The sequence below is a fragment of the Haemophilus haemolyticus genome, from assembly GCF_003493685.1.
GTDB classification, from domain to species: domain Bacteria; phylum Pseudomonadota; class Gammaproteobacteria; order Enterobacterales; family Pasteurellaceae; genus Haemophilus; species Haemophilus haemolyticus_O.
This window is the reverse complement of the sequence record NZ_QQJW01000009.1, coordinates 50,388-68,290: the sequence shown is the minus strand read 5'-3', so window position 1 is coordinate 68,290 and position 17,903 is coordinate 50,388. Positions and strand designations below refer to the sequence as shown.

17 protein-coding genes are annotated in these 17,903 nt (G+C 39.8%); 12 read left to right on the top strand and 5 right to left on the bottom strand.

All coding sequences use genetic code 11. From position 1 onward, the window contains the following. Positions 1–46 precede the first annotated feature (46 nt). From trpD to DV434_RS07820, 11 genes are all read left to right on the top strand, one after another. A complete protein-coding gene (trpD, locus tag DV434_RS07870) occupies positions 47–1,048 on the top strand; it encodes an anthranilate phosphoribosyltransferase (RefSeq protein WP_118784728.1) in 1,002 nt (333 codons plus the stop codon). Between the two features lie 40 nt (positions 1,049–1,088). Then, positions 1,089–2,522, top strand: a complete 1,434-nt coding sequence (trpCF, locus tag DV434_RS07865) for a bifunctional indole-3-glycerol-phosphate synthase TrpC/phosphoribosylanthranilate isomerase TrpF (RefSeq protein WP_192881452.1) — start codon at positions 1,089–1,091, stop codon at positions 2,520–2,522. A 211-nt stretch (positions 2,523–2,733) separates the two neighbouring features. Beyond that, positions 2,734–3,879, top strand: coding sequence for a hydrogenase 2 small subunit (hybO, locus tag DV434_RS07860; RefSeq protein ID WP_118784730.1), 1,146 nt, complete (start codon positions 2,734–2,736; stop codon positions 3,877–3,879). 2 nt (positions 3,880–3,881) lie between these two features. After that, on the top strand, positions 3,882–4,922 hold the full coding sequence (gene hybA / locus DV434_RS07855) for a hydrogenase 2 operon protein HybA (protein WP_118784731.1): 1,041 nt from the start codon (positions 3,882–3,884) through the stop codon (positions 4,920–4,922). Continuing rightward, entirely contained in the window at positions 4,915–6,141 is a 1,227-nt protein-coding gene (gene hybB, locus DV434_RS07850) for a Ni/Fe-hydrogenase cytochrome b subunit (protein WP_118776006.1), read from the top strand. Before hybA ends, hybB begins: the two co-directional genes overlap by 8 nt. Further along, positions 6,141–7,850: a hydrogenase 2 large subunit gene (gene hybC, locus DV434_RS07845; protein ID WP_118784732.1), complete on the top strand. Its 1,710-nt coding sequence runs from the start codon at positions 6,141–6,143 to the stop codon at positions 7,848–7,850. Before hybB ends, hybC begins: the two co-directional genes overlap by 1 nt. Further along, positions 7,850–8,323 carry a HyaD/HybD family hydrogenase maturation endopeptidase gene (locus DV434_RS07840; protein ID WP_118784733.1) on the top strand — a complete coding sequence of 158 codons (474 nt, stop codon included), beginning with the start codon at positions 7,850–7,852 and terminating at the stop codon, positions 8,321–8,323. The genes hybC and DV434_RS07840 overlap by 1 nt, the downstream gene beginning before the upstream one ends. A gap of 91 nt (positions 8,324–8,414) precedes the next feature. Then, positions 8,415–8,924, top strand: coding sequence for a hydrogenase-2 assembly chaperone (gene hybE / locus DV434_RS07835; protein WP_118784734.1), 510 nt, complete (start codon positions 8,415–8,417; stop codon positions 8,922–8,924). A 29-nt stretch (positions 8,925–8,953) separates the two neighbouring features. Continuing rightward, on the top strand, positions 8,954–9,229 hold the full coding sequence (gene hybG / locus DV434_RS07830) for a hydrogenase maturation factor HybG (protein ID WP_118776010.1): 276 nt from the start codon (positions 8,954–8,956) through the stop codon (positions 9,227–9,229). Between the two features lie 310 nt (positions 9,230–9,539). Then, entirely contained in the window at positions 9,540–9,818 is a 279-nt protein-coding gene (locus DV434_RS07825; protein WP_012771639.1) for a helix-turn-helix domain-containing protein, read from the top strand. Then, positions 9,818–11,098: a type II toxin-antitoxin system HipA family toxin gene (locus tag DV434_RS07820; protein ID WP_118784735.1), complete on the top strand. Its 1,281-nt coding sequence runs from the start codon at positions 9,818–9,820 to the stop codon at positions 11,096–11,098. The genes DV434_RS07825 and DV434_RS07820 overlap by 1 nt, the downstream gene beginning before the upstream one ends. Before the next feature lie 82 nt (positions 11,099–11,180). Here the strand turns inward: DV434_RS07820 and valS are convergent, their stop codons facing one another. The 5 genes from valS to DV434_RS07795 all read right to left on the bottom strand — a co-directional run bounded on the left by valS (position 11,181) and on the right by DV434_RS07795 (position 16,157). Continuing rightward, complete coding sequence (gene valS / locus DV434_RS07815; protein WP_118784736.1) at positions 11,181–14,045, bottom strand: valine--tRNA ligase; 2,865 nt, start codon at positions 14,043–14,045, stop codon at positions 11,181–11,183. A 69-nt stretch (positions 14,046–14,114) separates the two neighbouring features. Further along, entirely contained in the window at positions 14,115–14,822 is a 708-nt protein-coding gene (locus DV434_RS07810) for a DUF8095 domain-containing protein (RefSeq protein WP_118784737.1), read from the bottom strand. Positions 14,823–14,847: 25 nt separating this feature from the next. Then, entirely contained in the window at positions 14,848–15,168 is a 321-nt protein-coding gene (gene yqfB / locus DV434_RS07805) for a N(4)-acetylcytidine aminohydrolase (RefSeq protein WP_118784738.1), read from the bottom strand. A 44-nt stretch (positions 15,169–15,212) separates the two neighbouring features. After that, on the bottom strand, positions 15,213–15,707 hold the full coding sequence (locus tag DV434_RS07800; RefSeq protein ID WP_118784739.1) for a hypothetical protein: 495 nt from the start codon (positions 15,705–15,707) through the stop codon (positions 15,213–15,215). Positions 15,708–15,722: 15 nt separating this feature from the next. After that, entirely contained in the window at positions 15,723–16,157 is a 435-nt protein-coding gene (locus tag DV434_RS07795) for a DNA polymerase III subunit chi (RefSeq protein ID WP_118784740.1), read from the bottom strand. Between the two features lie 234 nt (positions 16,158–16,391). Between DV434_RS07795 and fumC the strand changes: the two genes are divergently transcribed. Next, a complete protein-coding gene (gene fumC / locus DV434_RS07790) occupies positions 16,392–17,786 on the top strand; it encodes a class II fumarate hydratase (protein WP_118784741.1) in 1,395 nt (464 codons plus the stop codon). Positions 17,787–17,903: the final 117 nt, after the last annotated feature.

Here is a 17,903-nt window from a genome sequence, read left to right as displayed (position 1 = left end):
ATAGAAAATTAACAAATCCACATACAAAGAAAAACAGGAATAGACTATGCAACACAATCAATTATTAGAACAACTTTATAGCGGGCATTCACTTTCAACCTCAGAAAGCACCGCACTTTTTAATGCCGTCATCCAAGGTGAACTTTCCAATGAACAAATTGCTGCAATGCTTATCGCTTTAAAAGTGCGGGGAGCAAATACTGAGGAAATTACGGGTGCGGTTGCCGCCTCATTACAAAATGCCAAAGCATTTCCACGTCCAGATTATCCTTTTGCGGATATTGTGGGAACAGGTGGTGATGGACAAAACACTATTAATATTTCCACTGCTAGTGCGATTATTGCAGCATCAATGGGAGCAAAAGTGGCAAAACATGGCAATCGTAGCGTGTCGAGTAAATCAGGTGCTAGCGATGTGTTAACCGCACTTGGCGTGAATGTGAATGTCACACCAGCGCAAGCTCGACAAGCATTAGATGAAATTGGTGTCTGCTTTTTATTTGCTCAACAATATCATTCTGGTTTCCGCCATGTTGCGCCAGTCCGCGCCGCTTTAAAAACGCGCACTATCTTTAATATTTTAGGGCCACTTATCAATCCGGCTCGTCCAACTTATCATTTACTTGGCGTATATGCGCCTGAATTAGTAAAAACCTATGCTGAAACCGCCGTTGCCTTGGAACATCAACATTCCTTTGTTGTTCATGGTTATGGCTTAGATGAAGTCGCATTGCACGGTGAAACGCAAGTGGCAGAAATTAAAAATGGCAAAATTGAATATTTCACTTTAACACCTGAAGATTTTGGCTTAAAAACGCAATCCCTCGAAAGCCTTCGCGGTGGTGAACCACAAGAAAATGCTCAAATGCTCACCGCACTTTTACAAGGCAAAGGCAAAGCTGAACATGCAAATGCTGTGGCGGCAAATACGGCATTATTATTGAAATTATTCGGTTACGATGATTTAAAACAAAATGTGCAAAATGTACTAACTCATCTCGCATCAGGTAAAGCCTTTGAAACATTACAGAAATTAACCACATATTAATAAAAAGCTAATTTGATACGCCACAATAAGAAGAAAAATGATGATCACTCAAGATTTTACTAAACCCATTGATTCCGCTACGGTGCTACAAAAAATTGTGCTTGATAAAGCGCAATGGGTTAAAGCAAAGGAAACTGAACTTCCGCTTTCACAATTTAAAGAAAACATTCAAAAATCTGACCGCTCTTTTTATGATGCGTTAACAAAAGGTACGCATCAAAAGCCCGCTTACATTTTGGAATGTAAAAAAGCCTCCCCTTCCAAAGGATTAATTCGTGCTGAATTTAATTTAGAAGATATCGCCAATGTCTATAAACATTATGCCTCTGCTGTATCTGTGCTAACTGACGAAAAATACTTCCAAGGCAATTTTGAGTTTTTGCCGTTAGTTCGCGATATCGTGAGCCAACCTGTGCTTTGCAAAGATTTTATGATTAGCGAATATCAAGTTTACCTTGCTCGCTACTATCAAGCGGATGCGGTTTTATTAATGCTTTCTGTGGTAAACGATGAGACTTATCGTGTGCTGGCAGATCTTGCGCATTCTCTTGGCATGGGCGTACTGACAGAAACCAGTAATGAAGAAGAATTTGAACGAGCCCTTGCGCTTGGTGCCAAAATTATTGGTGTTAATAATCGTAACTTGCACGATTTAACTGTGGATTTAAATCGTGTTGTTGAACTCACTGAAAAATACGCCGATCGTATTCCTGCTGATGTACGTATTATTAGCGAATCAGGCATTTACAATCACAAGCAAATTCGTCAATTACAAAAGGTGGCGCATGGTTTCTTAATTGGGAGTAGCTTAATGGGCAACCAAGATTTGAATAATGCGGTTCGCTCGGTGATTTTTGGAGAAAATAAAGTATGCGGTTTAACGCGTGCGCAAGATGTCAAAATCGTTTACGAAAACGGCGCACTCTACGGCGGATTAATCTTCGCCGAACATTCAAAACGTTGTATGAGTTTACGCCAAGCGCAAGAATTAGTAACCGCTGCTCCACTTCGATTTGTTGGTGTTTTTCAGAATCAAGACATTGATTTCATCGTAAAAATAGCCAACCAGTTACAGCTTTATGCAGTGCAATTACATGGTGTAGAAACTGAAGCATTTATTACCGCACTTCGCCAGCAACTCCCCGAAAGTACACTAATTTGGAAAGCGATTTCAGTCAATATCGAATCCCAAAGTGCGGTCGATTTTACCGATGATTTGAATGTGGATCGTTATATTTTTGATAGCCAAACATCGAACCAACAAGGTGGCACAGGAAAAACTTTTGATTGGTCATTAATTCCTGAAAATCTTAAACATAAGATTATTTTAGCCGGAGGCATCTCACCAAATAATGTGGAACAAGCCATTCAACAAAATTGCTTAGGCTTGGATCTTAATTCTGGCGTAGAAAGTGCTGCGGGCGTAAAAGATCAAGAAAAAGTGCGGTTAGTTTTTGAAAAAATTTGTTCTTAATCCAATCTAAGGCTGTGTTCTACAGCCTTTATTTTTGTTCTTTTTCAATCAAATAAGAACTACTCTCAAATACAATAACATTCCTTTCACAATTTGGACATATTTTTGCTATAAATTCTTCATTTCATGATTATGATCAAATTTTTTTTGAAGAAAACATTTATGATTGGCCAATTTCCACAATAAATGTGTGTCTTTTTGGAGTGATACTATGAATAATCCGGATGGCGTTTTTTCTGCGTTGGCAGATGTTTCTCGCCGAGATTTTATGAAATTATGTACCGCACTTGCGGCTACGATGGGGTTAAATTCTAAAGCTGGCGCAGAAATGACGGCGGCAATGACCAGTCCAGCACGTCCACCAGTGCTTTGGATTGGTGCGCAAGAATGTACTGGCTGTACCGAATCTTTACTGCGTGCAACCCACCCAACTGTTGAAAATCTCGTGCTAGATTTAATTTCCCTCGAATATCATGAGGTACTTTCTGCCGCATTTGGTGAACAAGCGGAAGAAAATAAACATAATGCGATCCATAATTATTACGGCAAATATGTGCTTGTAGTGGATGGTTCCATTCCAATTAAAGATGGCGGCGTGTACTGCATGGTGGCAGGCAAACCAATTGTGGAACATATTCGTGAAGCAGCAAAAGGTGCCGCAGCCATTATTGCAATTGGATCATGCTCATCTTGGGGCGGTATTCCATCTTGCGGTGGCAACCCAACAGGTGCGGTTAGTCTTTCTGAAGTTTTACCAAAAGGCACACCAATTATTAACATTCCTGGCTGCCCTCCTAACCCACATAATTTCTTGGCAACCGTTGCCTATATCATCACTTATAAAAAATTACCAGCAATGGATAAATTAAATCGTCCATTGTTTGCTTATGATCGTCTAATCCATGAAAACTGTTATCGCCGACCGCACTTTGATGCAGGCCGTTTTGCAAAAGAATTTGGCGATTATGGTCATCGCCATGGCTGGTGTTTATATCATTTAGGTTGTAAAGGGCCCGAAACTTACGGCAACTGCTCTACACTAGAATTCTGTGATGTTGGCGGTAATAACTGGCCAGTGGGTATCGGACATCCTTGCTATGGCTGTAACGACCAAGGAATCGGCTTTACTAAAGGCATTTTCCAATTAGCGAACGTCGAAAACCCAACGCCACGGGTGGAAAAACCAGACGTGAACAATGTTGAAGGCAAAGGTGCCTCAATGACGGCGATTGGTCTATTAGGCGGTGCTGCAGCCATTTTAGCGGGCGTCAGCGTTGTGACATTAAAAGAATTAAGCAAACAACATAAAGCGAATAAAGCCACAGACAAACAAGCCAATCAAGATCAAGGACATTAAAGATGGATAGACGAAATTTCCTAAAAGCAGGTCTGCTGGGAACAGTCACATCAGGTCTGCCCGTTGCAAAAGCGGAAGCGGTGGAAAATCTTCCGCCAATTCCTGGCGCACTTGGGATGCTTTATGACTCCACACTTTGCGTTGGCTGTCAGGCTTGTGTTGCAGAATGTCAGCAAGTGAACAAAACACCTCTCAATCCAAAAGGTGAGCAAACTTGGGCAAATAACGACAAACTCACTCCGTTCACACGCAATGTGATTCAAGTATGGAGCGATGGCGACGGAAAAAATAAAGATAAAACAGAAAACGGTTATGCTTATGTTAAAAAACAATGCATGCACTGTGTTGATCCAAACTGCGTTTCTGTTTGTCCAGTACAGGCTTTAACCAAAGATCCTAAAACAGGTATTGTTAAATACGATCCTGATATTTGTACTGGTTGCCGTTATTGCATGGTGGGCTGTCCGTTTGACGTGCCAAAATACGATTATGACAATCCATTTGGTCAAATCAGCAAATGTGAACTTTGCAACCAAAAAGGTGTGGAACGCTTAGATAAAGGTGAATTACCAGGTTGTTGTCATGTTTGCCCAACTGGGGCAATTATTTTTGGTACCCGTGAAGAACTTTTAGCAGAAGCAAAACGTCGTTTAAGTTTATTACGTGGCACTGAATATAACTATCCTCGCCAACACGTAAACAGTAAAGACACTTATCGCGCAACTGTGCCAGCCTATCAATATCGTATTTACGGTGAAAAAGAAGGTGGCGGAACACAAGTTTTAGTGTTAAGTGCGGTTCCGCAAGAAAATTTAGGTTTCCCTGAGTTAGATGATATTGCTACAGGTGCACGCGCAGCACATTTACAACACTTCTTGTATCGCGGTTTAGCATTGCCACTGGTGGCATTAGCCGGTTTAACAATGATGACTTATAAGAATATGCACGGCGATAAGATTCGTGAACGAATTGAAGCGCAAAAAGAAGCGATGCGCCAAGCACGTAAAGAAATGGAAGAAGCGGAGGATGAACATCATGAGTAATCCACGTCCGGTGGGTGGCCGATTAGTTTCCGCCAGTATTCTCTTTTTTGCACCTTTGGCTGTAATTTGTATCTTATTAATTATCAAACGTTTGTTCTTAGGTATCGGTTCCGTCACCGCACTTAACGGCGGTTATCCTTGGGGCTTATGGATTTCCTTTGACTTACTTGTAGGTACAGGTTTTGCCTGTGGTGGTTGGGCATTAGCTTGGACAGTATATATTTTCAACAAAGGGAAATATCACCCTCTTGTACGTCCTGCATTGCTTGCCAGCTTATTCGGCTATTCATTAGGTGGTCTTTCCATCACCATTGATATGGGACGTTACTGGCACTTGCCTTACTTCTACATTCCTGGTCAATTCAATACAAACTCAGTGTTATTTGAAACAGCATTTTGTATGACGATTTACATCATTGTCGTCACCCTTGAATTTGCGCCAGTTTGGCTAGGGTTCTTAGGATTGAAAAAATGGTTCAATAAGCTCAACAAAATTATGTTCTTTGTCATCGCACTTGGCGCACTATTGCCGATGATGCACCAATCATCTATGGGATCATTAATGATCGCCGCTGGTCATAAAGTTCATCAAGTATGGCAAAGCTATGAAGCATTACCAATCTTATCATTGCTCACTGCATTTATTATGGGCTTTTCTATCGTCATTTTTGAAGGTTCTTTAGTGCGTGCAGGTTTGGCAGGAAAAACACCAGATGAACGTTCACTCTTTACCCAGCTTGCAAAAGTGACCGCTGGATTAATCGCACTTTTCCTTGCGGTACGCTTTGGCGAATTAATTTATCATGACAAACTCCATTATGTATTCGGATTCGATAAACTTGGTAAATTTGAAGCTTGGATGTTTTGGATGGAAGTATGGCTAATGACATTACCATTACTCACTTTATTCCTTGGTGAGAAAAAATCTGATTCTCGTTGGCTATTTATTTCAGCCTTGAGCATGTTACTCGGCGCAGCCCTATGGCGTTTAAATTATTCAATGATTATGTACGATCCAGGTAATGGCTATCGTTACTTCCCATCAGCAGAAGAATTGCTAATTTCTATTGGTTTCGTTTCCATCGAAATTTGCGCCTATATTTTAATTATTCGTCTATTCCCTGTCTTACCTGTTTTGAAAGAAAAACATCATGAAGACTCGGAACAAATTATTGCCGAAAAAGCACAATTCAGTAAAAAAATGAGCGGAGCAGAATAATGACTGAAAAAAAACGTATCTCAATCGACCCTATCACACGCATTGAAGGCCATTTGCGTATCGATTGTGAAATTGAAAATGGCGTAGTAACAAACGCTTGGTCATCAGGCACAATGTGGCGTGGTATGGAAAATATCGTAAAAGGTTCAGATCCGCGTGATGCTTGGATGATTATGCAACGTATTTGTGGCGTTTGTACAACCGTTCACGCCATTATAAGTGTGCGTGCAGTGGAAGATGCTCTCGGTGCCAAAGTGCCAGTAAATGCACAATATATCCGCAATATGATTCTTTCTGCTCATAGCATGCACGACCATATCGTTCATTTTTATCAACTTTCTGCGATGGACTGGGTGGATATCACTGCAGCATTGAACGCTGATCCCGATAAAGCCGCTGAAATGCTTAAAGGTGTTTCAACATGGGGGCTAAACAGTGCAAATGAATTCCGCAATGTACAAAATAAAATTAAATCTTTAGTTGAAAGCGGTCAGCTTGGTATTTTTGCCAATGGTTATTTCGGTCACCCTGCCATGAAATTACCGCCAGAAGTAAACTTAATTGCGGTGGCTCACTATTTACAAGCACTTGAATGTCAGCGTGATTGTAACCGTATTGTGGCATTACTCGGCGGGAAAACACCGCACATTCAAAACTTAGCAATTGGTGGTGTGGCAAACCCAATCAACTTAGACTCTCAATCAGTATTAAACTTAGAACGTTTAATGTTTGTAAAATCCTGTATTGATCATTTAAATGACTTTGTTACCCAAGTTTATCGTGTTGATGCAGCTATCATTGCGGCTTATTACCCAGAATGGCTCAATCTTGGTAAAACATCAGGAAACTACCTTTCTGTACCTGAATATCCAATTGATGGTGATAATTCTAAATTTGCTTTAACGGGTGGCTATATTGAAAACTTCGATATGTCGACCTTCCGTCCAATTACCCAACAAAAAGATGAATTTGTTGTAAAAGGCATTAAAGAAAGTGGTAAACATGCTTGGTATGAAGACGATGAACCGCTTGAACCTTGGGCTGGTTTAACACGTCCGAAATATACCGGCTGGCAAGATGAAGGTAAATATTCATGGGTTAAAGCGCCAAGTTTCTACGGAAAAGTTGTTGAGGTAGGCCCTCTTGCCTATTTAATGTGTAACTTAGCAAACGAAAATAAAGATACATTACATCACTTTAACCATATTAAAGGATTGTATGAAAAACTAAGCGGCAATACCTTATCTGTTAACCATTTACATTCAACCTTAGGGCGTATTATTGCTCGTACCGTACATTGTTGCGTGCTAAATAATATTCTTGAACAACAATGGAAACTACTTGTTGATAATATTGGCACTGGTGATACTGTTGCTTATCTCAAAACAGACATTCCACAAACTGGTGAGTTTAAAGGTGTTGGTTTTGGTGAAGTGCCTCGTGGCATGCTCTCTCACTGGGTTGTTGTTAAAAATGGCAAAATTGAAAACTATCAAGCCGTTGTACCATCGACTTGGAATGCAGGCCCTCGTAACCAAAATGATGAAATGGGGCCTTATGAGCTTTCCATCATCGGTACACCTGTAGCAGATCCAACAAAACCATTAGAAGTTGTACGCACCATCCACTCTTTCGACCCTTGTATGTCATGCGCAGTGCATGTTGTGAACACAGAAAATAGTGAAGTCACACAAGTGAAGGTGCTCTAATGAAGCCATTAATCTTAGGCGTTGGTAATATTTTACTCGGCGATGAAGGCGTGGGCGTACGAATCGCCCAAGCCCTAGAAAATCGCTCTGAAATTTTACCGCACTTTGACGTGGTTGACGGTGGCACTTGCGGCATGGAATTACTGGATGAAATGGCAAATCGTGAGCATATCATCATCATCGATGCTGTACTTGACAATAAACAGCCAGGAGAAATCATTGTGCTTCATGATGAGCAAGTGCCGGTATTTTTCTCGCGTAAAATTTCACCACACCAACTTGGTATTTGTGATGTGCTTTCTGCGTTAAAATTAACGGATGAATTCCCTAAAAACCTATGTTTAATTGGGATTCAACCAGAAACTTTTGAGCCGCAGATTGAATTAAGTGAAACAATTCAAAAACAATTTCCAGAAATTTTTAAAACAGTAGAAAACGTTTTGAAAGAGTATGGATTTCACGTTCAAATATAGATGATAAATAATACATTTCACGCACGCCATAATTTGCTCTTATGGTATGCGTGAATTGTTGAAATTTACCTCGCTATAAATTTTAATAATTATGTATCGACACGAAAAAACACCAGAAAATACCACCGCACTTGAAGGTGTCATTCAAGGCTTCGCCGAAGAGCCATCTTCAATCTTCCAAAACGAAATGCGAAAAGTTGCAGAAGAAATGAAAAATCTTCCTTTCTATCGAAAAGGTATCGACTGCTATTGTCCTAAATTTATACTTTTTGAAAACCAATGGATAGGTACAGTTGTGACACCTTGGATGTTAAGTATTGTCATTCTGCCAGGCAAAGATCAAGAATGGGAACCGCGCGAAATTGGCGATAAACTTTCAGTACAACTACCCTATAAAACCTTCACTTTCACAGTGAGTAGTTTAGAAAATATTCCACAATATCTTAGTTGCTCCCTTCATTCTCCGATTGATCCTGCCATGACAAATACTCAAGCGGCTCAACTCGCACAAGATTGCCTCAGAATGATTTTATCAATGCCAACAAAAGCAACAACTTTTGATCCAGATCGACGTAACTTATTCCGCGCGATAGTAAAATAGACACAAATTTCAATAGGAGTGAATGTATTATGTGTTTAGGTGTTCCAGGCCAAATTGTTAAAATTGGCGAAAGCGCTCTTCAACTTGCCACCGTGGATGTATGTGGCGTACAACGTGATGTGAATATTTCACTGGTCTGCAATGGAGATCCTGCCGATTTACTTGGCAAATGGGTACTCGTTCATGTTGGCTTTGCAATGAGTGTTATTGATGAAGATGAAGCTAAGAAAACCCAAGAAGCCCTGCTGGCTATGAGTCAACTAGAACACGAAGTTGGGGATTTTTTAGGATTAAATCAGAAATAGAAAAGTAGGCGTTGAGCCTACTTTTTTATTTCAATTTATGCCTCTCAATCTCTCTAATTTTTCTAATCTAAAGCAATATTTCTCTTATCTTTTTGTTTAATAGCTATCTCTATAACAATGTAAAAAGTCTATTAATTGAATCGTTTAATTACACTGTAAAATATAATAGTGCGGTGAAAATTTTAATCGTTTATAGTTTATATCGCACAGGATATAAAGAATAAATTATACTTTACAAGATATAAAATAAACTTTATACTTCATAGCGTATAAAATAATTTCTATACGCTATAGCGTATGAGGAGTCATAATGGTTATCACCACCGCAAAAATGCTTTCTCATGTCATTCGTGAATTTCGCTATCAAGGCGATCTGTCACAAACTGATGTTGCTAAACTCGCCGGAACGACCCAAGCCAGAATTTCAGCGTTTGAGAATGAGCCAGAGCGTACTAAATTAGAAACGCTATTTAAAATTCTAGCAGGATTAGAACTAGAGCTTATTGTGCAACCGCGCAAAAAGTCATCTGATACTGCTCGCTCAATCAAAGAGCCAACAGCAACATACGATGACGACGAGGCATGGTGATGAGTAACTCGATTCTAAACGTTGCCATGAATGGCTTGTTAGTCGGTGAATGGCGAAAACTCACCAGTGGAGCAACCGAATTTCAGTATGCGAAAAAATGGCTTGAATCTGTTCGCTCACGCCCTATTTCATTGTCACTGCCCTTGTCGCACAAAATTTATCGAGGAGATTCCGTTTACAATTTCTTCGATAATCTCCTCCCGGACAATGAACAGATCCGTTCACGCATTCAACAACGTTTCCAAACCTCAACGAAATCCCCATTTGATTTGCTTTCCGCGATTGGACAGGATTGTATTGGCGCAATTCAGCTTTATCAGGGGCAGAGCCGCTCGGTACGTCAAATTTATGCAGAACCACTAAATGACAAAGAGGTAGAAAACGTGCTGAAAAACTACCGCACTTTTCCTCTCGGTATGGAAGAACGCGAGGATTTCCGAATTTCTTTAGCCGGCGCTCAGGAAAAAACAGCGCTGCTTTATTATCAGAATCAATGGCAGCGCCCTTTGCATTCCACCGCGACCAGCCATATTTTTAAACTCCCGATTGGTATGGTCGCACAAGGGCAGCTTGATCTTTCCGGCAGCTGTGAAAATGAATGGCTTTGCTTAAATATTATGAAAGCCTTTGGTTTGCCGGTTCCTCGAAATCAAATTCAGTATTTTGGTGAAATGAAAGTGCTGATTGTGGAGCGCTTCGATCGCCGTTGGTCTGAAAACAGGAGTTGGTTAATTCGTTTGCCGCAGGAAGATATGTGCCAAGCACTCAACATCGCCCCTGCGCGAAAATATGAAAATGACGGCGGGCCGAGCATTCTTCAAATTATGTCGCTTCTCAACGGTTCATCCAACGCCCAAGCAGATCGCAAGCAGTTTTTTAAAGCACAAATTGTTTTCTGGCTACTTTGTGCCATTGACGGCCATGGCAAAAATTTCAGTTTATTTTTGGAACAAGAGAATCGCTATCGTCTAACGCCTTTTTATGACGTGATGTCTGCCTATCCGCTCATCAAACACAACGGACTACAAAAGCAAAAAGTCAGAATCGCAATGGCGTGGCACGGAGAAAATAAACATTATTTATGGGATAAAATACAACTCCGCCACATTTTCAACACGGCTAAACTCGCAGGCTTGGCAAAGGAAACGGTAGAAGACATTTTGCATGAAATCAGTGCACTATATCCAAGAGTCAGTGAAATAAATACCTATGGATTGCCTGATGAAATTGTCGAGCCTATTTTAATGGGATTAGAAATGCAGATGAAAAAGATAAGTTAAAAAAGTGCGATGAAAATTCACCATACTTTTTAATTGCTGAAAAGAAAAAACGTCGGAGAAACCGACGTTTTTATTATTGAAATTAAAGTGCCTCAATCGCCTTATACTGCTCTTGGATTTTTTCCAATCCAGATTGGTATTCTGCTTGTTTTTCGCGTTCTTTCGCAATCACTGCTTCAGGTGCTTTAGCCACGAAAGCTTCGTTGCTGAGTTTATTCTCGATACGTTTAACTTCATTTTGATATTTTTCAATCTCTTTAGTTAAACGCGCAAGTTCCGCTTCTTTATTGATAAAGCCAGCCATTGGCACGAGTAATTCCGCATTGCTGACGAGTTTCGCTACCGCAAGTGGTGCAGTTTCGTTTGCGGCTAATACTTGAACGTTGTCTAACTTCGCCATGGCTTTTAAAATAGCGGTCTGTTTTTCGAGAATTTTTGCGTTTTCTGCGCTTAAATTACGGAATAACAGATCTAAACCTTTACTTGGTGCAATGTTGCTTTCTGCACGAATATTACGCACCGCAACGATCACTTCTTTTAACCACTCAATTTCAGCTTCCGCCTCTGGATCAAAGCCGTTTTCTTCCACTTGTGGGAAAGGTTGTAACATAATGCTGTCTGCAGTAATGTCCACAAACCCTTTCACTTTTTGCCAAATTTCTTCGGTAATAAATGGAATGAGCGGATGCGCTAAGCGCAATAATTTTTCTAACACGTGAACCAAGGTTTGGCTTGCCGCGCGGATTTGTGCTGCGTTGCCGTTTGCAAATACTGGTTTAGTCAATTCTAAATACCAGTCGCAGAATTGGTTCCAAGTAAACTCATAAATCGCATTGGCACAAAGGTCGAAACGATATTGGCTTAATGAATTACGGAAAGTTTCCACTGTGCGATTGAATTCAGATTGAATCCAACGGTCTGCCACGGAGAATTCGATTTCGCCTTCGCTTAAATCTAATTTTTCATTTGTTAAGACGAAACGGCTTGCATTCCACAATTTGTTACAGAAGTTACGATAGCCTTCTAAGCGTTTCATATCCCAGTTGATATCACGACCGTTTGAAGCCAATGCCGCTAATGTGAAACGCAATGCGTCTGTGCCGTGAGCCGCAATACCTTCAGCAAATTCTTTGCGCGTTGCTTTAGCAATTTTCTCTGCTAATTGCGGTTGCATCATGTTGCCAGTGCGTTTTTCAAGTAAATCTTCAAGGCTGATACCGTCAATCATATCGATTGGATCAAGTACGTTGCCTTTCGATTTCGACATTTTCTGGCCTTGCTCATCACGGATCAAGCCTGTTACGTACACCGTTTTGAATGGCACTTGTGGTTTACCGTTTTCATCTTTCACAAAGTGCATCGTAAACATAATCATACGTGCAACCCAGAAGAAGATGATGTCAAAGCCGGTGATTAACACATCCGTCGGGTGGAACATTTTGAGTTCTTTGGTTTGCTCTGGCCAACCTAAAGTAGAGAATGTCCATAAGCCTGATGAGAACCAAGTATCTAATACGTCTTCATCTTGTTTCAGTTCAACTGCAGAATCCAAGTTGTATTTTGACCGCACTTCTTCTTCGTTGCGCGCTACATAGACGTTACCTTCCGTGTCATACCACGCTGGAATACGGTGTCCCCACCAAAGTTGGCGAGAGATACACCAATCTTGAATATCACGCATCCAAGAGAAGTAAAGGTTTTCGTATTGTTTTGGCACGAATTGGATTTCGCCATCTTCCACCGCTTTAATCGCCACATCAGCAAGCGGTTTCACGCTCACATACCATTGGTCGGTTAGCATAGGCTCAATTGGCACACCGCCACGGTCGCCATAAGGCACTTTAAGATCGTGTGGTTTAATTTCGTCTAATAAACCTAGCGCTTCAAAATCTGTCACGATTTTTTTACGTGCTGCAAAACGTTCTAAGCCACGGTAATCCGCAGGAATCGTCGCTTCATAGCCTGCAAGTGGTTTGCCGTCAGTACCGATAATTTCCGCGTCATCACGAATATCTGCGTTTAAGGTTAACACGTTGATCATCGGCAAGCTGTGACGTTTACCCACTTCGTAGTCGTTAAAGTCGTGCGCAGGAGTGATTTTCACCACACCGGTACCAAATTCACGATCCACATATTCATCGGCAATAATCGGAATTTCACGGTTAGCCAGTGGCAGAAGCACGGTTTTACCGATTAAAGATTGATAACGCTCATCTTCTGGATGCACCGCCACCGCCGTATCGCCCAACATAGTTTCTGGACGCGTGGTTGCCACCACTAAATAATCTTTACCATCAGCGGTTTTTGCACCGTTAGCTAACGGATAACGGAAATGCCAAAGGGAACCTTTGCTCTCTTTGTTTTCCACTTCTAAATCAGAAATCGCAGTGTGGAGTTTTGGATCCCAGTTTACCAAGCGTTTGCCACGATAAATCAAACCTTCTTCGTGCAAACGAACAAACACTTCTTTTACTGCATTCGATAAACCATCGTCCATGGTGAAACGCTCACGTTCCCAGTCGATAGAGTTACCTAAACGGCGCATTTGTTGGCTGATTGTGCCACCTGAATAGGCTTTCCAATCCCAAATTTTGTTGATGAACGCTTCACGACCGTAATCATGGCGAGTTTTGCCTTCTTCAGCCGCGATTTTACGCTCCACTACCATTTGGGTTGCAATACCCGCGTGGTCTGTCCCCGCTTGCCATAAGGTATTATGCCCTTCCATGCGGTTAAAACGGATTAAGGTATCCATTAAGGTTTGTTGGAAAGCATGCCCCATGTGCAAAGAACCTGTTACGTTCGGTGGCGGAATTGCAATGCAATAGCTCGGCGCGTTTTCATTTTCAGACGGTTTAAAATAACCGCTCTCTTCCCAATGTTGATAAAGGGCTTGTTCTACCGCAGACGGATTAAAACGGTCTGCCATTTCGAATTTTTGTGTCATTTATTTTTTCTCTTTGGTAGGGTGCGAATTATTGCATCGTTTGATTAATTAGAGTCGTTAATTAAAAACTTATTTACAAATTTTATTAATTAAAATAGATGCTTTCTCATATAAATTATCTTTGACAACTTTATTTCCATATTTAGCTTCATCTTCTTTCATCATTTCTAATGTATTCTTATTAGTTGATGTAAATGTAGGTTTATAGTCTTTAAGTCTTACTTCTTCATTATTAATATTGGCGTTAATTAAACTAGAATAATAACTTTGACGATCATTTTTATCATAATAGCTAGTTGCAACAACAATATCTACACCATTCTTACTTCTAAAATCTTTACAAATTTGATTCTTGGCTGAGAACTTAGCATGCCCCACTCTTCCTTTTCCAAACTCGTAAAAATCAAATTGCTTAGATTTCGATAGAACATTAATATCATCATTCAAATATGGATTTAACGACTTTTTACCATCTAAAAAAATTGTCCCCATCGCATACCCATCTCCATCAACTGAAGCATATAAGTCACCTATAGATTTATAAGAACTTAAATTACTAAACTGCATCTTTTGAATTGCTTCCCCACGAACTATCTCTAATTTATTTGCATCTTTTTCAGCAATCACTCTTTGGAAAAAATCAACATGTTGAGTAGAACCGTCAATATCCAGATAAGGTGTCCAATTAAAAGGATCTTTATTTACATTTAATAAATCAGCGCAACCCGTTAGAGCAATAATAGTGGAGAAAATTAAAGTAGATTTATATAGTTTCATATATTTCCTTAGAAATTAAAACTTTTTAACAAATAGCATTAAGTTTAAATTTAATAACAAAAAACTTATCTTCATTCGGATAAATCCCCCGAATCACTTCTTTCAATTCTTCCAACCCCATATTCTCCTGCTTTGCATGTTGTTCCGTCAGTTCGTCAAGAGTAATCGGCGACACTCTTAACACTTCAATAGTGCAGAAATATTGATTATCTTCAAACCGCCCCACTCGTAAAATATCGCCTGCTTTAAAATGGCTTTCGGATTTATCCCGAATGGTGATGGTTTTACGCCCTGAAAGAATATCGGCTTCAAAACGTTGGTAAAAAGTGATGTCATTTGGTTGCATTTTGATCCTTAAAGAGCGGTTGGGTTTTAGAAAGTTTTATAAAACTATCTCAATTCTTTCTTTAAACGATCAATTTCATTTAATAAGCGATATTCTTCTTGATGGCAAAAACTCTCAGAACCTAGTTTCTCTCCCTCGCTAGTACAACGAACTTGCTGATATTGTTGTTCTAGTATTTGTAATATTTTTCGTTTTTCTGTATTTGGATCATTCTTCTGTTTTATTTTAGCTGGGGCTGGCGATACTTTAGATGAAACTTGAGCCTCTTGCGTTTTTTGTTGAGTAGTCATATCTTCGGTTTTTTCAGCTTCAACCATTTTTTCTTGTTCAACCGCTTCAGATTTCTGATCTACAACAGAAGTTTTTTCTTTATTTTCTTCTAAAAGAGCAGCTTCCTTTTTAACATCCTGTTTTGTGGCTTGTTGAGTTTCTTCAACTTTAGGGGTTGCTTCAACTTTATTTTCTTGTTTCTCACAAGCTGAAATCATCAATACAGCTGTTCCTAATAATAAACTTAAGCAAAATTTGGTTTTCTTCATAATTACTCCATTCTGTTATGCTATATTTTCGGTGGAAAGTGCCCATCCCAACGCTCTTAACTGTTTATAACGTTCTCGGGCTTGTGTTTTTAAGACATCATCTTTCGGCACAAAATCAATAATTTGGGTAAAACTATGGCTAAAATCTGGAATTTCTTGTTGCAAATTAATTAACACGTCACGGCGTTGTAAATTTCGTTTCCCAAGCCATGAAATCTCAATCGGTGTGGGATATTGTGTGGCCTCACCCGATAAATTATGCGGAACAAATTCATTGGGATCTCGTTGCCATAAACGCTCGTCAATCTCTAACGCTTGAGCCTCACTTTCACAGCTAATTAATACTTTTTTCCCTGAACGCCATATTGAGGCAGCAAGATTACAGGCAATTTCTTCGACAGTTAAAGTACAATCTTCCGTAAGAATGTAAAATTGCGCAGTTTTTGCCATTTTAGCCCCGTTATTTTCTCAATCTTGCCCTATAAAAAGGGTGAAATTTTAACGAAAAAACCCTAAAAAATAAATAATTAAATATACATTATTACAAATGCGTGAAAATCCACCGCACTTTTATGATCTATGTCACAAAACTGATTTTTAACGTTTTTGTTACGTTCCACTCATAACTCGGAAGTGTTAAAATCACTTGCGTTTTAATTTTCATTCAATTCATAGGAGTACAGAATGGCATTTCGTATTGAAAAAGACACAATGGGTGAAGTTCAAGTTCCAGCAGATAAATATTGGGCTGCACAAACTGAGCGTTCACGCAATAACTTTAAAATTGGTCCTTCCGCATCAATGCCACATGAAATTATCGAAGCTTTTGGCTATTTGAAAAAAGCAGCCGCATTTGCTAATCATGATTTAGGTGTATTACCTCTTGAAAAACGTGATTTAATTGCTCAGGCTTGTGACGAAATTTTAGCAAATAAGTTGGATGATCAATTCCCACTTGTTATTTGGCAAACTGGTTCTGGTACACAATCTAATATGAATGTGAACGAAGTGGTTGCAAATCGTGCTCATGTACTAAACGGTGGAAAATTAGGCGAAAAATCAATCATTCATCCAAATGATGATGTGAACAAATCACAATCTTCAAATGATACTTTCCCAACGGCAATGCACATTGCGGCATATAAAAAAGTAGTTGAACACACCATTCCTTGTGTTGAACGTTTACAAAAAACTTTTGCAGCAAAATCTGAAGCTTTCAAAAACGTGGTAAAAATTGGCCGCACTCACTTAATGGATGCAACGCCACTCACATTAGGCCAAGAATTTTCGGCTTATGCAGCTCAATTAGATTTCGGCTTAAAAGCATTAAAAAATACGCTGCCACATTTAAGCCAATTAGCATTGGGTGGAACTGCGGTTGGCACAGGTTTGAACACACCGAAAGGCTATGATGTGAAAGTGGCAGATTATATTGCAAAATTCACCGCACTTCCGTTTGTCACTGCAGATAATAAATTTGAAGCATTAGCGGCTCATGATGCGATTGTTGAAACTCACGGTGCATTACGTCAATTAGCAATGAGTTTATTTAAAATTGCGAACGATATTCGTCTATTAGCATCAGGCCCTCGTTCAGGAATTGGCGAAATTTTAATTCCTGAAAATGAACCGGGTTCTTCAATCATGCCAGGTAAAGTAAACCCAACTCAATGTGAAGCGATGACAATGGTCTGTGCACAAGTATTTGGTAACGACACTACAATCGCATTTGTGGGTTCACAAGGTCACTTCCAATTAAATGTGTTCAATCCTGTGATGATTGCAAACTTCTTACAATCAGCTCAATTATTGGGTGATGCTTGCGTATCTTTCGATGAGCACTGTGCAGTGGGTATTGAACCAAACTATCCTCGAATTAAACAACAACTTGAAAATTCATTGATGTTAGTGACCGCACTTAATACGCATATTGGTTATGAAAACGCGGCTAAAATTGCAAAAACGGCGCACAAAAATGGTACAACATTGCGTGAAGAAGCGATTAATTTAGGTTTAGTTTCTGCTGAAGATTTTGATAAATGGGTTCGCCCAGAAGATATGGTGGGTAGCCTAAAATAATTCACCGCACAAATTAACATCAGTAATATTAAAGGCGAGTAAAATTACTCGCCTTTTTACTCGTTTATCATTTGTTTTTTGATGCGGTTTGTTATAATCAACACAATTTTATTCACG